Here is a 15,437-nt window from a genome sequence, read left to right on the forward strand (position 1 = left end):
CCGCGGCCGCTAGATCGCCGGGTCGCCTCCGTGGACGTTCGATTCGACCTCGTCGGCGGCGGCCTCCAGGAGGCGGTGCGCCAAGCCGGAGAGGGCTCGGGCTCCTGCCATCTCCTCGCCGATCGAGGGCCGTGGGCGGTCGATCGGATTGCGCCGGGCCTGGCCCTCGGCGGTCAGCAGCCGCCCCGACGGCAGCCGCATGGACGCGGTCGCCCTGGTCAGGTCCGCGTCCTCCTCGTACCGCAGTTCCACCATCCAGGTCTTGGTCATCGTTGCGGTGGTCATGGCGCGCCTCCCGTTCCTGCGATGCTGCTCTCATTGTCCCTCCGCAGGTGTGCCCCCGACCCCGCATCAGGCCCCGATGAGGCAGGCTCGGACCATGCAGGCTGTTCAGATCACGCAGTACGGCGGCGCCGAGGTGCTCACCCCCGCCGACGTGGAGCCGCCCGTGGCGGGACCGGGCCAGGCGGTCGTGGAGATCGCCGCGACCGGGGTCAACTTCATCGACGTGTACCACCGCCAGGGCCGTTACCCGACACCGCTGCCGTTCGTCCCCGGCGTGGAGGCGGCGGGCCGGGTGGCCGCGGTGGGGCCGGACGTGACCGCGGTGTCGGTCGGCGACCGGGTCGGCTGGGTCCTGGCGCCCGGGGCGTACGCCCAGGCCGCGGCGGTGCCCGTGGACCGGCTGGTGCCGCTGCCCGACGGGGTGTCCGACGAGACCGCCGCGGCGGTGCTGCTGCAGGGCATGACCGCGCACTTCCTGACCCACGACGTGCACCCGGTGCGGGCCGGTGACACGGTGCTGGTGCACGCGGCCGCAGGCGGCATGGGGCTGCTGTTGACGCAGCTGGTCACGCACCTGGGCGGCCGGGTGGTCGGCACGGTCTCCACGGATGAGAAGGAGCGGCTGGCCCGGGGCGCGGGTGCGGCCGAGGTGATCCGCTACGACCAGGTCGACGATCTGGCGGGGCAGGTGCGGGCGCTGACCGGCGGCGAAGGCGTGGCCGCGGTGTACGACGGGGTCGGCGCGTCCACCTTCGACGCCAGTCTCGCCTCGCTGCGCCGCCGCGGCGTGCTGGCGCTGTACGGCGCGGCCAGCGGCCCGGTGCCGCCGGTGGACCCGCTGCGGCTGATGCAGGCCGGTTCGGCGGTGCTGACCCGGCCGACGCTCGGCGACTTCGTGGTCACGCGCCAGGAGCTGCTGGAACGGGCCACCGACGTGCTGGGCTGGGTCGCCTCGGGCGCCCTGCGGGTGACGGTCGGCGGCCGGTACCCGCTGGCCGAGGCGGCGCGCGCGCACGACGACCTGACGTCCCGTCGCACCACGGGCAAGCTGCTGCTGATCTCGTGAGCTACTGGACGACCTCAAGGTAGTCGATGTTCGGGCCGCCCTCACGGCTGGTGGCGGTGGCCCGGACGGTGTTCGTGCCCGCGGTCAGGGTGACCGTCACGGTGACCGTGTTCCAGTCGTCCCAGGTGCGCATCGGGTCGAAGCGGACCTCGCGCAGCACGGTGCCGCCGTTGACGCTGATGTCCATGGTGCGGTTGCAGCAGCCGGCGTTGGCGAACCGCAGCCGCAGCGTGGCCGTCCCGGCTGCGCCCGGCACGCTCCACTGCAGGTATCCGCCGGAGACGTTGTCGTAGTCGACGAAACCCGAGCCGCTGAAGCCGTTGTGGTCGTTGGCGGTGCGGGCCTGGGATCGGCTCGCCGACTCGGCCTCGTAACGCGCGGTGCGCGGCGGCGCGGGCGGTGGCGAGGCCACCGGTGACGGGGAGGCGGCCGCCGACGGCGACGTGCCCCCGGCCGACGGGGCAGGCGAGGCCGCCGCCGACGTGCTCGTCGAGGGCCGGGCGGCGGGCGTACGCGGCACCGGGCTGTTCGCCACCGGGGCGTCCGGGTAGACAGGCGCGGCGGCGGGCTCGGCGCTCGGCTCGGGGTCCCACGGCAGCGCGTCGTTCCAGGTCGCCGGCCGGTGAATGGTGGTGAGGATGAGCAGGATCAGCGCGGCGGTGAACACCGTGGTGGCCACCAGGGGCAGGCCGCGCAGCCGCTCCAGCATGGGAATACGAAGCCGCCGGCGGCCCTCGTACCCGAAATCGTCCTCCACCGCCGAAGCCCGCCGTCTCTCGTCTGCCGCCTGTCACGGTTACGAGCGAGAAACGTAGTGGGCGCGTGCCGGTCGCGCACCGGCCGCTCGGTCAGCAAATCCGGAGCCGACGGTCACCCCGGGCCACCGGTGCGGCGGCCGGGCCAGTCCATATCGATCGCCGCCGTGCGGGAACCGGGGCGGGGCGCGGCGACTCGACCGGGCATGACGACGAGACGTGACATGCTGACCCTGCTCGGTGTGGGTGCGGCCGCCGCCCTGACCGGGTGCCGTGCGCGGACACCGGCCGGGCCCACGGCCGCTCCGGACCTGGTGCTGGTGCGGGCCGAGGGCGGGCTCACCGTGCTGCGACCGTCCGGAATGGAGCAGCTCGGGGCGGGTCTGGCCACCCCGGACGGCAGCACCGTGTACGCCGCCGCCCCCACGGGCGTGCACACCGAGCTGACCGCGATCGAGACCCGGACCGGGCGGCGCACCGCGGGGCCGCGGCTGGCCGGGGCGTGGGTGCCGCGGGTCGCCTCGGCGGACGGGCGGCTGGTGGCGCTGGCCGCACCCGGCACCGGCGAGGTCACCCACGTGCCCTCGGGCCGGGCGCGCACCCCGCTGGTGGTCGCGGACGCGGCCCGCGAGGTGGCGCGGCTGGAACTGGCCGGCAACATCGTGCCCGACGCGTTCACGGCCGGCGGCGAGGGCCTGTTCGTGCTGGACTGGCTGCCCGCGACCGCGCCGGACCGATACCGGGTGCGCCAGGTCGAGGTGGCCACCGGCCGGAGTTCGGCGCTGCTGACCCGGGTGAAGACGGCGGTGCCGCCGGGGGCCGAGGAGGAGATGAGCGGCGAGGGCCGGATGGCGGTGTACGCGCCGAACCGGCAGATCCTGTACACCCTCTACACGCACCAGCCGGACCACCGGCACACCCGTGACCTGATCGCGGGCCGCCCCGGCGACGTGCACGCCTTCGTGCACACGCTGCACCTGGCCGAGCAGTGGGCGTACTGCGTCGACCTGCCCGTGCCGTTCGGCGAAGGCCCGGGAGCCGGTCACGCCCTGGCGATCAACCCGGAGGGCTCCGAGTTCTACGTCGCCGACGTGACCGGCGGGCGGTTCGCGGTCGTCGACACGCGGGAGCTGACCATCCGGGAGACCGTCGACGGCCCGAAGGGCACCGGGACCGCGTACGCCGCGGCGACCTTCCGGCAGGTCCTGGTCGCGGTCGGCGGCACCGTGCACGTGCTGCCCCGCGACGGCGCGCCGGTCTGGCGCAGCTGGGACGCCGGGGGCGTGGTGCGCGGCCTCGGCGCGAGCCCCGACGGCAAGCGGGTGTACGCCGCCCTGCCGGACGCGGTGGCCTGGTTCGACGCCGAGTCCGGGCAGCGCCTCGGCACGGTCGCCGTCCCGGGCCTCAGCGCCCTGGATCGGGTGCTGTGACCGGCGGCGTCGCCGGGCTGGGGAGTTCCGAGTCGGCGGACCGGGCCCCCGCGCCCAGTCGGCGGGCCCGGCCGAAGGGCGCGATCCCGGCGGCGACCAGCGCCAGCAGCCAGGCCGGGGCGAGCAGCGCGGTCAGCCCGGCGTACCAGGGCAGGCGCCAGGTCCACGACGGGCCGGTGGCGGCGGTGACGTCGCCGCCGGTCCACGGCCGCGCGGCCAGCGACCAGGCCAGGAACGCGTCGCCGACGGGCAGCGCGCCGCCCAGGTAGCGCCGCTCGCCGTCCCACTGCACGGCGAGCCCGGCGGCCTCGGCCAGGCCGGTGAGCGCGGCCGCCGCCTCGCCGTCGCCGTAGACCACGGCGTCGCCGAGCGCGACCGCGCTCGCCGACGTGCTCAGCCCCCAGATCAGCGGCCCGGAGTCGACGTCGCCGGCCAGGTCCACGCCCTGCGGATGCTCCCGCACACCGGGCGCGCCCGGCACGGTCGAGGCGAAGCGCGCCCGGAAGACCGCCCAGTCGCGCGCGCCGAGCGCCGGGTCCACCTCGCGCAGGAAACGCAGCACCATCACCTGCGAGGTGGCGCGGGCGCCGCTGGTCGGCTGCCCGGTCGACGGGTCCACGGTGTGCGGCAGCAGCCCGGTCGCGGGGTCGCGGCGGGTGTCCGCGGCGGCCAGCCAGTCGCGGACCAGGCCCGCGCGGTCGGTGCCGGTCAACGTGCCCGCCAGCCGCACCGCGGCGATGCCGACGGCGCTGTCACAGGGCCAGGCCTGCCCCGGGTACGCGGTGAGAAACGGCGACCCGGTCGCGTCGAGCTGCCGCCGGAACGCGCCGGCCAGCGCGTCGGCGTCGGCGGCCAGCCGGTCCCGCTCCGGCGCACCCGGCCCGGCGAGCGTGACGACGCCGCCCCGCAGCCAGGTCGCCCAGCCCTGGTAGAACACGCCGTACGCCGGTTCGAGGGAGGCGTCGAAGACCGCGCGGCCGTCGTCGGAGTCCACGTGCGACAGCGCCCAGCGCGCCTCGGCCAGCGCCCGGTCTTTCAGCTGCGCGCTGCGTGCGCCGACGTCGAGCCAGGTCAGGCCGTAGAGCGTGTAGCTGAAGAACCAGCCCTCGGGGAACAGCTGCTGCATCTGGACGGCGCTGCCGCCGTCGAGCGCCGCGCGCTGGAAGGCCAGGCGCGGCAGCGCGTCCGCGACGATCTCCGCGTCGGTGCGCGCCAGCGGGCTCGACGTGTGCAGCCGCGACACTTCGATCACCGCCAGACCGGTGAACGCCAGCACCAGCAACACCGTGAGAGACCGCACCAGCCTGCGCATCGGGAGATCGTAGACGGGCTTGCATGCGTAGCGTCGTCCCGCAGGCCTACTATCAGCCGGTGACCCAGGGTGTGGAACCAGTGGACCTGTTGCGGCTCATCGGATCCGCGGCGCACGACTACGACAGCATGGACGCGCTGGAGCAGGTGCTGCTGCCCGCCGACGGCCTGCATCCGCTGGCCGCGCAGCTGGTCGCGCCGATCCTGGCGTTCGCCGCGGACCCCAAGACGCGGCTGCCCGACCAGCTGCTGATGCTGGTCGGCGAGCTGGCCGCGCACCCGGACGGCGAGCCGGTGCGCCAGGCACTGCGCGCCTTCACCGTGACACTGCGTAATCTGTCCGATCTCGACGACCACAGCGTGGTGGAGGAGTCCACGGCCCTGCTCGGCTGGTGCGGCCCCGATCCGCGACTGTCCGCGGTGCTGCTGACCAGGGCGCGGGAGTACGCCGACGACTACCGCCGGGTCACCCCGCTGGTGGCCGCCGCCCAGCTCGATCCGGCCGCCGCCGCGGGCTGGCTGCCGGAGTTCCTCGACCCGTCCCGCCCGTCCACGGTCCGGGTCGCGGCCGTGCTGGCGATGCGGGAGGCCGGGCTCGCGCCCACGGCGCAGGCGGGCGCGGCGCTGGCCGCGGGCTGGTCCGCCGACCCGGACGCGCTGCGCTGGACGACCCGGCGCGGCAAGCTGGCCGACCTGGTCGAGTACGCCGCCGGCGGCGACGCCCGCCGGGATGCCGAGCTGCTCGCCGCGATCGCGCGGGACGGGCAGGCGCAGGCCCGCCGGGACGTCGCGCAGACACTGGCCGACCGCGCCGCGCGGCAGGAGCTGCCGGTGGAGTCGCAGGCCCTGCTCTGCTCGTTCCTGGACGACCCCGAGGAGCGGGTGCGCCGCTGCGCGTACCGGGCCGTGGTCGCCGACGACACGCTCACCCGCCGCCAGGCCGACTGGCTCGCCGACGCGGTGGCCCGCGGGGCCCGGATGCGCCGTTCGGCGCTGGACGCGCTGATCCGCGTCGGCGACCCGCGCTGGCGCGAGCACGCCGAGGCCGCGCTGCGCGAGGGCTGGACGCCGCCCCGGCTGCCCGGCGCGCTGGCCGGCCTGCCCACGCCGGATGAGTCGCTGCGGGAGGCGGTGCTCGGCCGCGTGGTGGACCTGGCGACCACGATCGATGTGAATCGCTCGCCCAAGGCCACGGCCAAGGAGCAGCGCGAGCTGGTGGGGCTGCTGCGGGTGCTCGGCGACACCGCGGACCCGGCGACGGTCGGCATGCTCGCCCGGCACCTGGCCCAGATGACCTGGCCGGCGCGGCTGTGGGTGGCCGAGTTCCTGGCCGAGGCGGGCCGCGGCAACCCCGAGGTGATCGAGGCGATCGGTGCGATGGCCAACGGCGAGGTCATCTACCTGCGCCTGCTGTGGCTGGCCGGGGGCGACGACGCCCCGCTGCGGGCCGCGATCGCGGTCGCCCCGCGCCGGGACGTGCTGGCCGCGGTCGCCGCGGCCGAGGTGTTCGGCGACGCCGACCCCGACGTCGCGGCCCGGCTGCGCGAGATCCGCGACGGCGACGCCGACCTCAAGGACCGGTTCGCGGCGGCGGGCGCGCTGTGGGAGCTGACCGGCGATCCGGCGGAGGCGGCGGCGACGGTCCGGGAGGCGCTGGACGCGCCGTGGCTGCGTACCCGGCAGCGGGCCCGGGAGCTGGCCGACCAGCTCGGACTTGAGCGGGCCTGACCGGGAAAGCGCTCCATAGCACAGTTGCCGCCACTCGGCGTCCACTGAGGAGACATATGCATCTCGATTGTCGACGAATGGTTGCGATCTCGTAACGGGCGTTATGGTGCCGGTTCGGAAGAGCGCCATGTCGACGTCGCCAGCGCGCCCCAGTGATCGGTCGAGCCACGGGAGTGCCCGGCGATGGACCAGCGCGACCAGGAAAACTATGCCGCCCAGGCGCTCGCCGTCTTCGAGGGATACGGCTCGGCGGAGGCGATCGTGCACGGCGCGCGGCGGCTGACGTACGCCGACCTGGCCACCGGGATCAGGGACATGGCCGCGACGCTGTACGACAACGGCGTGCGGTCCTCCTCGGCGGTCGGCATCCTGGCCGGCAACCCGCCCGAGTCGATCCAGGTGCAGTTCGCCCTGCACCTGCTGGGTTGCCGGTCGGTGTGGCTGGCCCCGAACGCGCCCCCGCAGCTGTGCGCCGACTACCTGTCCCTGGCCGACGTCGACGCGTTCGCCTACGACGCGCGCACCCACGCCACGCTGGGCGAGCAGCTCGCGCAGGGGGCCGGGGACCTGACGGTGTTCTGCTTCGGCGCGGGCGCGGGCATCGACCTGGCCGCGCCGCGGCGCTCCGGCGCGGCACAGCTCGGGCTGCCGCACTCGGGGCGCGAGCCGCAGTCGCTGTTCCAGACCGGCGGCACCACCGGGCGGCCGAAGCTGGTGCACCACCGGCACGCCTTCTTCAAGGCGGTGCAGGCGGTCGCGGCCAGCTACCAGGTCACCGACGGCCGCCCGCTGCGGCACCTGGCGGTGGCCGGGTTCTGGCACTCCAGCCAGCAGGTCGCCGCGATGATCACCCTGTTCACCGGCGGGGTGCTGGTGCTGCACGACCGCTTCACCGCCGAGGACTTCCTGGCCACCCTGGAGCAGGAGCGCATCACCAGCGCGGTGCTGCCGCCGCCGATGCTCTATCAGGTGCTCGACCATCCGCGGCTGGCCAAGACGGACACGAGCAGCCTGGCCACGCTGTCCTGTGCGGGCAGCGCGGCCGCCCCGACCCGCCTGGCCGAAGCCGTGGCGCGCTTCGGTCCGGTCCTGCGCCCGGTGTACGGCATGAGCGAGGCCACCTTCATCGCCGCGTACCCGAACCTCGAACACGACCCGGCGTTTCCGGAACGGCTCGGCTCGTGCGGGCGGCCTTATCCCGGGGTGCGGGTCGAGATCCGGGACGGCAACGGCACGGTCGTCGGGCCTGGGGAGATCGGCGAGGTGTGGGTGTCCGCCGCGCTGATGACCTCCGGCTACTGGGGCCAGGCCGAACTCACCAGCCGCACCATCGTGGACGGCTGGCTGCGCACCGGCGACCTGGGCCGCGTCGACGCCGACGGCTACCTGTTCCTGGTCGACCGGCTCAAGGACATGATCGTCACCGGTGCGACCTCGACAAACGTGTACTCCCGCACGGTCGAGGACGCCCTGCTGCGCCACCCGCAGGTGCGCGCCGCCGCGGTGATCGGCGTGCCGCACCAGAGCATGGGCGAGGCGGTCTACGCCTTCGTCGTGCCCGCCCCCGACGCCGGGATAACCGCCGCCGAGCTGCGCGAATGGGCCGTCACCGAACTCAACGAACTCTGGGCCCCCTACGCCGTCGAGTTCATCCGCGACCTCCCCCTCACCGACGTCGGCAAGGTCGACAAGAAGGCCCTCCGCGCCCGCCGCGTCGCCGGCGCCACCGGCTGAAGCAAGGGCACCTTCTTATCGTTTTCCGTAGAGGAAGGTGCCCTTCCCAACCTCTACCCTCTCCCCGGCCGCCGCGCCGCGCCGCGCCGCGCCGCCGAGGCAAGCGGGCCGGGTCAGGGGAGGGCGGACTCGATGACGTCGGCGGCCAGCGGCGCGCCGCCGTAGGTGCCCAGGTCGGCTTGGAGGCGCGTGAGCGCGTCGCGTACATCCTGGTCGGTGGTCAGGGTTTCGACGGCGGTGCGCAGCGCGGCGGCGGTCGGCTCGGCCGGGTCCAGCGGTCGGCCGATTCCCAGCTCGGCCACGCGTAACGCGTTGACCTCCTGCTCGGGGGTCTGCGGGACGGTCAGCATGGGCACCCCGGCGCGGATCGCCTCCAGGATGCCGCCCATGCCCGCGTGCGTGACGAACACGGCCGCGTGCGCCAGCACGTCGAGCTGCGGAACGCTCGCCGCCACGGTCACGTTGCCGGGCACCGGGCCGAGTTCGGCGGGATCGGTGCGCTCACCCACCGCCAGCACGACCTGCCACCGGGTGTCACCGAACGCCGCGACGCAGGTGCGGTAGAAACCGGGCAGGCGGTTGTAGACGGTGCCCAGCGAGATCAGCACGACCGGCCGGTCGGGATCGGGCGGCGTCCAGCGCGCCTGGAACGGCCGCGGACCGGTGCACGGCCCGGTGAAGTGGTGGCGCTCGCCGAACGTCTCCGCCCGGAACTGCATGAACCGGGGGTAGAGCAGCAGTTGCGCCACCGGCTGGAAGGCCCGCACCGCGTCCGGGTCGATGCCCTGCTCGGCGACGAACGTGTCGAGCTGCACCTGGTGTTCGGGCAGGCCGGGCCGGGGCGTGACGGTCAGCCCCAGGTGCCGGGCGATGGACCAGTGCTCGTTGGCGGCCTGGAAGCTCTGGAACTGCACCGCGGGCAGGCCGTCGCGGACGGCGATGAGCCGCCCGGCGAGGCTCTGCATGCCGAACACCATCAGGTCGGGGCGGTCGTCCCGGAAGTACGGCGCGAGCTGCGGCAGGGTGGCGCGGGCCTCGCCGAGGAAACCCTCCCGCACGGTCGTGATGTAGTCGGCGCGCTCGGGCCGCCGCAGGTCGCGGTCGCTTTCGGCGGGCAGGCCAGAGGTGTACGGCACCACCAGCGCCCCCGTGGCCGCCACCGCCTCGGCGCGGGCCGCCACGGTGGCGTAGCCGACCCGGTGACCGCGCCGGACCAGCTCCGCCACGATCGGCAAGGTCGGATAGACCTCGCCGACCGTGGGCGCGTTGACGAAAGCGATGTGTCGACCCATCCGCACAGCGTCGGGGCGGCGGCGGCCCCGCTCAAGCCACCATCGGACCATCTACTGTGGCGTAACGGTCGATGGACGTCGATCAGAGCTTGCGGCCGAGGTAGGTGAGCGGTCCCGGGTCGGGCACGTCGATCACGTGCATGCCGATCCGGTCGTAGAAGGCGCGCGCCGCCGTGTTCTCGGTGACCATGCCCAGGTGCACGGCGGGCACGCCGGCCTCCTGCAGCGCCAGCACGAGCCGGCCCATCAGCGCCCGCCCGTGGCCCTGCCGCTGGTGCTCGGGCAGCAGGTCGATGTGCAGGTGCGCCGGGTAGGCCGCGAGCGCGGGCACGATCATGCGCTCGGGCCGGTGCAGCAGGTGCCGCATGACCTCGTCGCCGTCGCGGGGCTCCGTGCCGTCCAGCGGGGGATGGCGGTCGGCGACCCGCGGCAGCCACTCGCGCCGGAAGCGTTCCACGAACGACACGGTGTCGCCGGTGGCCAGCACGTACCCGACGGCGCGGTCGTCGGCGTCGGCCAGCACGAAGGCGAACCGGGGCTCCAGGTGCGCGTAGGGCAGGGCGAAGATCTCCGGGAGGATGCCCGGGTCCCGGTAGTGCGGCCGGGCGTCGCCGCCGTGGTGGGCGGTGCGGATGCAGATGTCGGACACCGCGTCGCGGTCGCTCGGCCGGTACGGACGGATGATCGTCATGCGCGGGACACTACTATGGAAGCGCTCCCACCGCTGTGCCCGCCGATCGGCCCGCCGTGCCCGGGGTCCGATGTAGCAGAGTGCAGATATGACCGCACGCCCCGAGGAATACGCGCCCGCGCTGGATCACGCCGTCGCCCATACCCTCGCCTGGCTGGCCTCGCTGCCCGACCGCCCGGTGCGGCCCCGCGCCGACGCCGACGAGCTGGCGGCCGTGTTCGGCGGCCCGCTGCCGGACGGTCCCACCGACGCCGCCGAGGTCGTCGACCAGCTCGCGCGCCAGGCCGAGCCCGGCCTGATGGCGATGCCGTCAGGCCGGTTCTTCGGCTGGGTCATCGGCGGCACGCTGCCCGCCGCCCTCGCCGCGGACTGGCTGGTCAGCGCCTGGGACCAGAACGCGACCCTGCGCTACGCCACCCCGGCCGTCGCCGCGATCGAGGAGGCCGCCGCGGCCTGGGTGCTCGACCTGCTGGGCCTGCCCGGCCACGCCGACGTCGGGTTCGTCACCGGCGCGACGATGGCCAACTTCACGGGTCTGGCCGCCGGCCGCCAGCACGTGCTGGCCCAGGCCGGATGGGATCTCGACACGCTCGGCCTGACCGGCGCGCCCCGGGTGCGCGTGCTCGCCGGGGCGGAGCGCCACGCCACCCTCGACCAGGCGCTGCGCTACCTCGGCCTCGGCGCGCCGATCCCGGTCCCCGCCGACGACCAGGGCCGCATCCGCCTCGACGCGCTCGCCGAGGAACTGGCCCGCGGCACCGGGCCGACGATCCTGTGCCTGCAGGCGGGCAACATCCACTCCGGGGCGTACGACGACATCGGCGCGGCGTGCGCGCTCGCCCGGCAGCACGGCGCGTGGGTGCACGTGGACGGCGCGTTCGGCCTCTGGGCCGCCGCCGCCCCGGCCACCCGGCATCTGCTCACCGGGCACGAACTCGCCGACTCCTGGGCCACCGACGCGCACAAGACCCTCAACGTGCCCTACGACTGCGGCATCGTCGTGGTCGCGTTTCCCGCCGCGCTGCGGGCCGCGATGGGCACCCAGGCCAGCTATCTGGTACGCGCCGAAGCCGGCCCCGCCGACCCGCAGGACAAGGTCCCCGAGCTGTCCCGCCGCGCCCGCAGCGTGCCGGTGTGGGCGGCGCTGCGCTCGCTCGGCCGCTCCGGCGTCGCCGACCTGGTGGAACGGCTCACCCGGCACGCCCGCGCGCTCGCCGACGGCATCGGCGCGATCGAGGGCGCGACGATCCTCAACGACGTCGTGTTCACGCAGGTCTGCGCCACGTTCGGCGACGACGCCCGGACCCGCGAGGTCACCGCCCGGCTGCTCGCCGACGGCACCGCCTGGATGTCCGGCTCCCGCTGGCAGAACCGCGACGTGCTGCGGGTGTCGGTCAGCAACTGGTCCACCGACGACGCCGACGTGGCGGCCTCCGTCGCCGCGGTGCGCCGGGCCGCCGCCCGATGACCGCGCCGGCCTGGACGCCCGAACACGAGGTCGACGCGGCCGAGGCCGCGACGCTGATCGCCGAGCAGTTCCCGGCGCTGCGCGGCGCGCCCGTAACTCCGCTCGCCACCGGCTGGGACAACACCGTCCACCTGGTCGGCGGCGAGTGGGTGTTCCGCTTTCCACGCCGGGCCGTCGCCCTGCGACTGCTGGCCCACGAGACGGCGGTGCTGCCGCTGCTCGCGGGCGGGCTGCCTCTGCAGGTCCCGGACCCCGAGCTGATCGGCGTGCCGTCGGACGGCTTTCCCTGGCCGTTCTGGGGTGCCCGCCTGGTGCCCGGCATCGAGCTGGCCGACTCCGGCCTCCCCGACGAGCGCCGCACCCGCGCTGCCACCGACCTCGGTGTATTCCTCCGCGCTCTGCATGATCCGGCCCTGGCCGCCCACGTCCGCGTCAGAATGCCGGACGAAAGCGGGCCGCCGGACGAAGCCGGATCGCCGGGCGGGACTGCCGCCACGGATGCGTCGTGCGCCGCGTCCGGGCCGGAGGGAGTTCCGGTGGTGTTGCCGCACGATCCGATGCGGCGCGGGGACCCGGGCGTGCGCGGGCCGCAGGCACGGGAGTGGCTGGCCCGGCTGGTCGCGGCGGGACTGTGGCAGCCCGATCCGGCCGTGTTCGGTCTCCTGGACGAGGCGGAGCCGCTCGGTCCTGGCGCCGGCGACCCGGTCCTGGTCCACGGCGACCTGCACCAGCGGCATCTGCTGCTCGGCGGCGACGGGCGGGCCACGGGCGTCATCGACTGGGGTGACGTGTGCCTGGCGGACCCGGCCGTGGACCTGTCCCTGGCGTACAGCGGCTTCATCGGGCCCGCTCGGGACGCCCTGCTGGACGCCTACGGCCCCGTGCCGGCCGAACGGGCGGCGCGGGCCCGGGTGCTGGCCGTGAACCTCAGCGCGGTGCTGGCCGAGTACGCCCGCGCCGAGGGCCGGACCGCGCTGCTGCGCGAGGCGCTGGCGGGCATCGCCCGCGCGGTCCGCTGACCGGGCACGACGTGTGGTCGCTTGTGGGGCGTGGCCGGGCCCGTGCGCGGCCTAGACTGAGGAAATGGCGATTCTGGGCATCGACATCGGCGGCTCCGGCATCAAGGGCGCCCCGGTGGACGTCACCAACGGCACCCTGGTCGAGGAGCGGTTCCGGGTGGAGACGCCGCAACCGTCCGACGTGACCAGCGTCGTGGCCGCGGTCGCCCAGGTGGCGGCCCACTTCGACGCGACGGAGCGGATCGGGGTCACCTTCCCCGGCGTCGTCCTGCACGGGGTGACCCGTACGGCCGCGAACGTCGACAAGTCCTGGCTCGGCGCGCCCGCCCGTGACCTGTTCAGCCAGGCCGTCGGCGTGCCGGTGACCGTGCTCAACGACGCCGACGCGGCCGGCGTGGCCGAGATGACCTTCGGCGCGGGCCGCGGCCGCAAGGGCGTCACCATCATGCTCACGCTGGGCACCGGCATCGGCAGCGCGGTCTTCATCGACGACCGGCTCGTGCCCAACACCGAGTTCGGGCACCTGAAGATCAAGGGTGAGGACGCCGAGGAGCGGGCGTCGGCGCACGCGCGCGAGGTGGACAAGCTCGGCTGGGCCAAGTGGGCCAAGCACGTCGAGGAGTACCTGCGCGAGATGGAGAACCTGTTCAATCCCGACCTGTTCATCATCGGCGGAGGCATCAGCAAGAAGTCCGAGAAGTTCCTCCCGCTGATCGACATCCGCACGCCCGCGGTCCCCGCGGTCCTGCTCAACGAGGCCGGCATCGTCGGCGCCGCGCTCGCCGCCACGGGAGCGGAGCCCGCCGGCGAGGCCTGACCGCGAATGCCCGCCGCGGCGGGCGCCGGCGGGGGATGATGGCCCGGGAGGGGGCGGTTGCGGATGCGGATCGGCAACACCGAGATCAGGCCGCTGGGCGGGGCGTGGGGCTGCCTGGCCATGATCGCCGTATCGATCCTGCTCTCGCTCTTCTGCACGATCGGGCTCAACCTGATCGCCCGGTGACCGAGGAGTCGCGATGGCGTTTTCCGATCGCATGACCCTGCGCAACATGTACCTGTACCTGGTCTGCCTGATCACCCTGGTGATCTCGATCTTCGCCGCGGTGAACCTGGTCCGCAGCACGGTCGAGCTGCTCTATCCCGACCCGGGCTACTACGGGTACGTGCCGCGCTGCGCCGAGAGCAAGCCCGGCCAGGTCTGCACGCCCGCCGAGGAGGCGGCGTTCGCCGTGGAGCAGAAGCGCATCGAGAAGCTGACCCGGGACTCGCAGCGACGCCAGGCGGTGCTGAGCATCGTGGGATCGGCCACCACGCTGGCCATCGCGGTGCCGGTCTACATCTACCACTGGCGGCGTATCCAGGACGAACTCCCGCCGCGCACCCAGCTCACCGGCGGCGAGCCGCTGCCACCGGCCTGACCCGGGGCACGGCTCAGCCCAGGGTCAGCCAGAGCTGCTCGTGGCCGCGCAGCATGAGCTGGCGCGGGGTGCCGGGCGGTTCGGCGAGCCGGATGTCGGCGAACCGCTCCAGCAGCATGGCCAGCCCGCGCTGCCCCTCCAGCCGGGCCAGCGCGGCACCCAGGCAGTAGTGTGCCCCCGCGCCGAAGCTCAGCGTGGACGTCTCGGTCCGGTCGGGGTCGAACACGTCCGGGTGGGCGAACCGGTCCGGGTCGCGGTTGGCGGCCGCCAGCAGCACCAGCACCCAGCAGCCGGCCGGGATCGGCACCCCGGCGACCTCGGTGTCCTCCGCCACGAAGCGCACCGAGAAGTGCGTGGGCACCTCGTGGCGCAGGATCTCCTCGACGAAACGCGGGGTCAGCGACCGGTCGGCGCGCAGCCGGGCCAGTTGGTCGGGCCGCTCCAGCAGCAGGGTCAGCCCGTTGCCGAGCAGGTGGGTGGTGGTGACGAAACCGGCGTTGAACACCACGATCAGGTTCGCGACCAGCTCCTCCTCGGACAGCTGCCCGCCGTCGGACTCCAGCGCCTGCACCAGCGCCGTGACCATGTCGTCGCGCGGGTCCACGCGCCGCCGTGCCGCCAGCTCGGCGAAGTACGGCGTGATCTCCTCGGCGGCGGTGTTCGCGGCGGCGACGTTGTCGGGTGTCGCGCCGCCCAGTTCCAGGATCGCGCCGAGGGCCAGGGCGCGGGGGCGGTACCAGGCCCGGTCGGCTTCGGGCACGCCGAGCAGCTCGCCGAGCACGTTGGCGGGCAGCGGGAAGGCGAACTCGCTCATGAAGTCGACCTTCGCACCGCCGGCCGCCTGCTCGCCGAGGCGGTCGAGCAGGTCCGCGGTGAGCCGCTCGATCGCGGGGTCGAGCGCGTTGACCCGGCGCGGGGTGAACGCCTGGCTGAACATCTTGCGCATACGGGTGTGCCGGGGCGCGTTGGTGAAGAAGACCGAGTTCATGAACACGGCGTGCGCCCGGTTGCCCTCCCAGCTGGGCTTCGCGCCGAGCAGGGTCTCGTCCATCACCTTGAAGGTCGCCGAGTCGCGCAGCACCTGCGCCGAGGCCTCGTACCCGTGCACCACGTAGCTGTACCGGTCGCCGGGCGCGACCTTGCAGACCGGGCCGAGGGCGTGCAGCCGCGCGTAGAACGGGTACGGATCGCGGCGCACCTCGTCGGTGTGCAGCGACGCCAGCGAGACCTCGGCGACCAC

The 15,437-nt window shown here is 74.4% G+C and carries 15 protein-coding genes; 9 read left to right on the top strand and 6 right to left on the bottom strand.

The features are described from left to right. Positions 1 to 9: 9 nt before the first annotated feature. Entirely contained in the window at positions 10 to 285 is a 276-nt protein-coding gene (locus AB0B35_RS30360) for a DUF1876 domain-containing protein (RefSeq protein WP_360533363.1), read from the bottom strand. Positions 286 to 379: 94 nt separating this feature from the next. Between AB0B35_RS30360 and AB0B35_RS30365 the strand changes: the two genes are divergently transcribed. Continuing rightward, positions 380 to 1,351, top strand: a complete 972-nt coding sequence (locus AB0B35_RS30365; RefSeq protein ID WP_361051702.1) for a quinone oxidoreductase — start codon at positions 380 to 382, stop codon at positions 1,349 to 1,351. A gap of 1 nt (position 1,352) precedes the next feature. On the opposite strand, the gene AB0B35_RS30370 is transcribed toward AB0B35_RS30365, so the two are convergent. After that, positions 1,353 to 2,108, bottom strand: a complete 756-nt coding sequence (locus AB0B35_RS30370; protein WP_361051705.1) for a carbohydrate-binding protein — start codon at positions 2,106 to 2,108, stop codon at positions 1,353 to 1,355. Positions 2,109 to 2,312: 204 nt separating this feature from the next. Here AB0B35_RS30370 and AB0B35_RS30375 point away from each other — a divergent pair, with 204 nt between their 5' ends. Beyond that, positions 2,313 to 3,536, top strand: a complete 1,224-nt coding sequence (locus AB0B35_RS30375) for a hypothetical protein (RefSeq protein WP_361051708.1) — start codon at positions 2,313 to 2,315, stop codon at positions 3,534 to 3,536. On the opposite strand, the gene AB0B35_RS30380 is transcribed toward AB0B35_RS30375, so the two are convergent. Further along, positions 3,511 to 4,848: a hypothetical protein gene (locus tag AB0B35_RS30380; RefSeq protein WP_361051711.1), complete on the bottom strand. Its 1,338-nt coding sequence runs from the start codon at positions 4,846 to 4,848 to the stop codon at positions 3,511 to 3,513. The two genes, AB0B35_RS30375 and AB0B35_RS30380, sit on opposite strands and share 26 nt — an antisense overlap. Positions 4,849 to 4,871: 23 nt before the next feature. Here AB0B35_RS30380 and AB0B35_RS30385 point away from each other — a divergent pair, with 23 nt between their 5' ends. Together AB0B35_RS30385 and AB0B35_RS30390 are read left to right on the top strand one after the other, a co-directional pair. Next, entirely contained in the window at positions 4,872 to 6,575 is a 1,704-nt protein-coding gene (locus tag AB0B35_RS30385; RefSeq protein WP_361051714.1) for a hypothetical protein, read from the top strand. A gap of 183 nt (positions 6,576 to 6,758) precedes the next feature. After that, entirely contained in the window at positions 6,759 to 8,309 is a 1,551-nt protein-coding gene (locus tag AB0B35_RS30390; protein WP_361051717.1) for an AMP-binding protein, read from the top strand. Positions 8,310 to 8,422: 113 nt separating this feature from the next. Here the strand turns inward: AB0B35_RS30390 and AB0B35_RS30395 are convergent, their stop codons facing one another. Both AB0B35_RS30395 and AB0B35_RS30400 read right to left on the bottom strand, forming a co-directional pair. Further along, positions 8,423 to 9,601: a macrolide family glycosyltransferase gene (locus AB0B35_RS30395; RefSeq protein ID WP_361051720.1), complete on the bottom strand. Its 1,179-nt coding sequence runs from the start codon at positions 9,599 to 9,601 to the stop codon at positions 8,423 to 8,425. Between the two features lie 82 nt (positions 9,602 to 9,683). Next, positions 9,684 to 10,292, bottom strand: a complete 609-nt coding sequence (locus AB0B35_RS30400; protein WP_361051723.1) for a GNAT family N-acetyltransferase — start codon at positions 10,290 to 10,292, stop codon at positions 9,684 to 9,686. Between the two features lie 88 nt (positions 10,293 to 10,380). Here AB0B35_RS30400 and AB0B35_RS30405 point away from each other — a divergent pair, with 88 nt between their 5' ends. From AB0B35_RS30405 to AB0B35_RS30425, 5 genes are all read left to right on the top strand, one after another. After that, a complete protein-coding gene (locus tag AB0B35_RS30405; protein WP_361051726.1) occupies positions 10,381 to 11,760 on the top strand; it encodes an aminotransferase class V-fold PLP-dependent enzyme in 1,380 nt (459 codons plus the stop codon). Next, positions 11,757 to 12,779 (top strand): phosphotransferase, encoded by a 1,023-nt coding sequence (locus tag AB0B35_RS30410; protein WP_361051729.1) that lies wholly within the window; start codon positions 11,757 to 11,759, stop codon positions 12,777 to 12,779. The genes AB0B35_RS30405 and AB0B35_RS30410 overlap by 4 nt, the downstream gene beginning before the upstream one ends. Positions 12,780 to 12,843: 64 nt before the next feature. Further along, the gene (ppgK, locus tag AB0B35_RS30415; RefSeq protein ID WP_361051732.1) at positions 12,844 to 13,596 is read left to right on the top strand and encodes a polyphosphate--glucose phosphotransferase; all 753 of its coding nucleotides are present in this window, start codon (positions 12,844 to 12,846) and stop codon (positions 13,594 to 13,596) included. Positions 13,597 to 13,659: 63 nt separating this feature from the next. Next, positions 13,660 to 13,782 carry a hypothetical protein gene (locus tag AB0B35_RS30420; RefSeq protein WP_360533327.1) on the top strand — a complete coding sequence of 41 codons (123 nt, stop codon included), beginning with the start codon at positions 13,660 to 13,662 and terminating at the stop codon, positions 13,780 to 13,782. 13 nt (positions 13,783 to 13,795) lie between these two features. Beyond that, a complete protein-coding gene (locus AB0B35_RS30425; protein ID WP_361051735.1) occupies positions 13,796 to 14,197 on the top strand; it encodes a hypothetical protein in 402 nt (133 codons plus the stop codon). Positions 14,198 to 14,210: 13 nt separating this feature from the next. Here AB0B35_RS30425 and AB0B35_RS30430 read toward each other — a convergent pair whose 3' ends face one another. After that, a complete protein-coding gene (locus AB0B35_RS30430; RefSeq protein ID WP_361051738.1) occupies positions 14,211 to 15,437 on the bottom strand; it encodes a cytochrome P450 in 1,227 nt (408 codons plus the stop codon).

The organism is Catellatospora sp. NPDC049133 (assembly GCF_040648455.1).
GTDB classification, from domain to species: domain Bacteria; phylum Actinomycetota; class Actinomycetes; order Mycobacteriales; family Micromonosporaceae; genus Catellatospora; species Catellatospora aurea.

Bases quoted from the DNA above. Each gene is read 5' to 3' on its own strand.
- AB0B35_RS30425 (WP_361051735.1), top strand. From the start codon at position 13,796: ATGGCGTTTTCCGATCGCATGACCCTGCGCAACATGTACCTGTACCTG.
- AB0B35_RS30420 (WP_360533327.1), top strand. From the start codon at position 13,660: ATGCGGATCGGCAACACCGAGATCAGGCCGCTGGGCGGGGCGTGGGGC.
- AB0B35_RS30395 (WP_361051720.1), bottom strand. From the start codon at position 9,601: ATGGGTCGACACATCGCTTTCGTCAACGCGCCCACGGTCGGCGAGGTC.
- AB0B35_RS30410 (WP_361051729.1), top strand. From the start codon at position 11,757: ATGACCGCGCCGGCCTGGACGCCCGAACACGAGGTCGACGCGGCCGAG.
- AB0B35_RS30375 (WP_361051708.1), top strand. From the start codon at position 2,313: ATGACGACGAGACGTGACATGCTGACCCTGCTCGGTGTGGGTGCGGCC.
- AB0B35_RS30365 (WP_361051702.1), top strand. From the start codon at position 380: ATGCAGGCTGTTCAGATCACGCAGTACGGCGGCGCCGAGGTGCTCACC.
- AB0B35_RS30390 (WP_361051717.1), top strand. From the start codon at position 6,759: ATGGACCAGCGCGACCAGGAAAACTATGCCGCCCAGGCGCTCGCCGTC.
- AB0B35_RS30385 (WP_361051714.1), top strand. From the start codon at position 4,872: ATGCGTAGCGTCGTCCCGCAGGCCTACTATCAGCCGGTGACCCAGGGT.
- AB0B35_RS30405 (WP_361051726.1), top strand. From the start codon at position 10,381: ATGACCGCACGCCCCGAGGAATACGCGCCCGCGCTGGATCACGCCGTC.
- AB0B35_RS30360 (WP_360533363.1), bottom strand. From the start codon at position 285: ATGACCACCGCAACGATGACCAAGACCTGGATGGTGGAACTGCGGTAC.
- ppgK (WP_361051732.1), top strand. From the start codon at position 12,844: ATGGCGATTCTGGGCATCGACATCGGCGGCTCCGGCATCAAGGGCGCC.
- AB0B35_RS30400 (WP_361051723.1), bottom strand. From the start codon at position 10,292: ATGACGATCATCCGTCCGTACCGGCCGAGCGACCGCGACGCGGTGTCC.
- AB0B35_RS30380 (WP_361051711.1), bottom strand. From the start codon at position 4,848: ATGCGCAGGCTGGTGCGGTCTCTCACGGTGTTGCTGGTGCTGGCGTTC.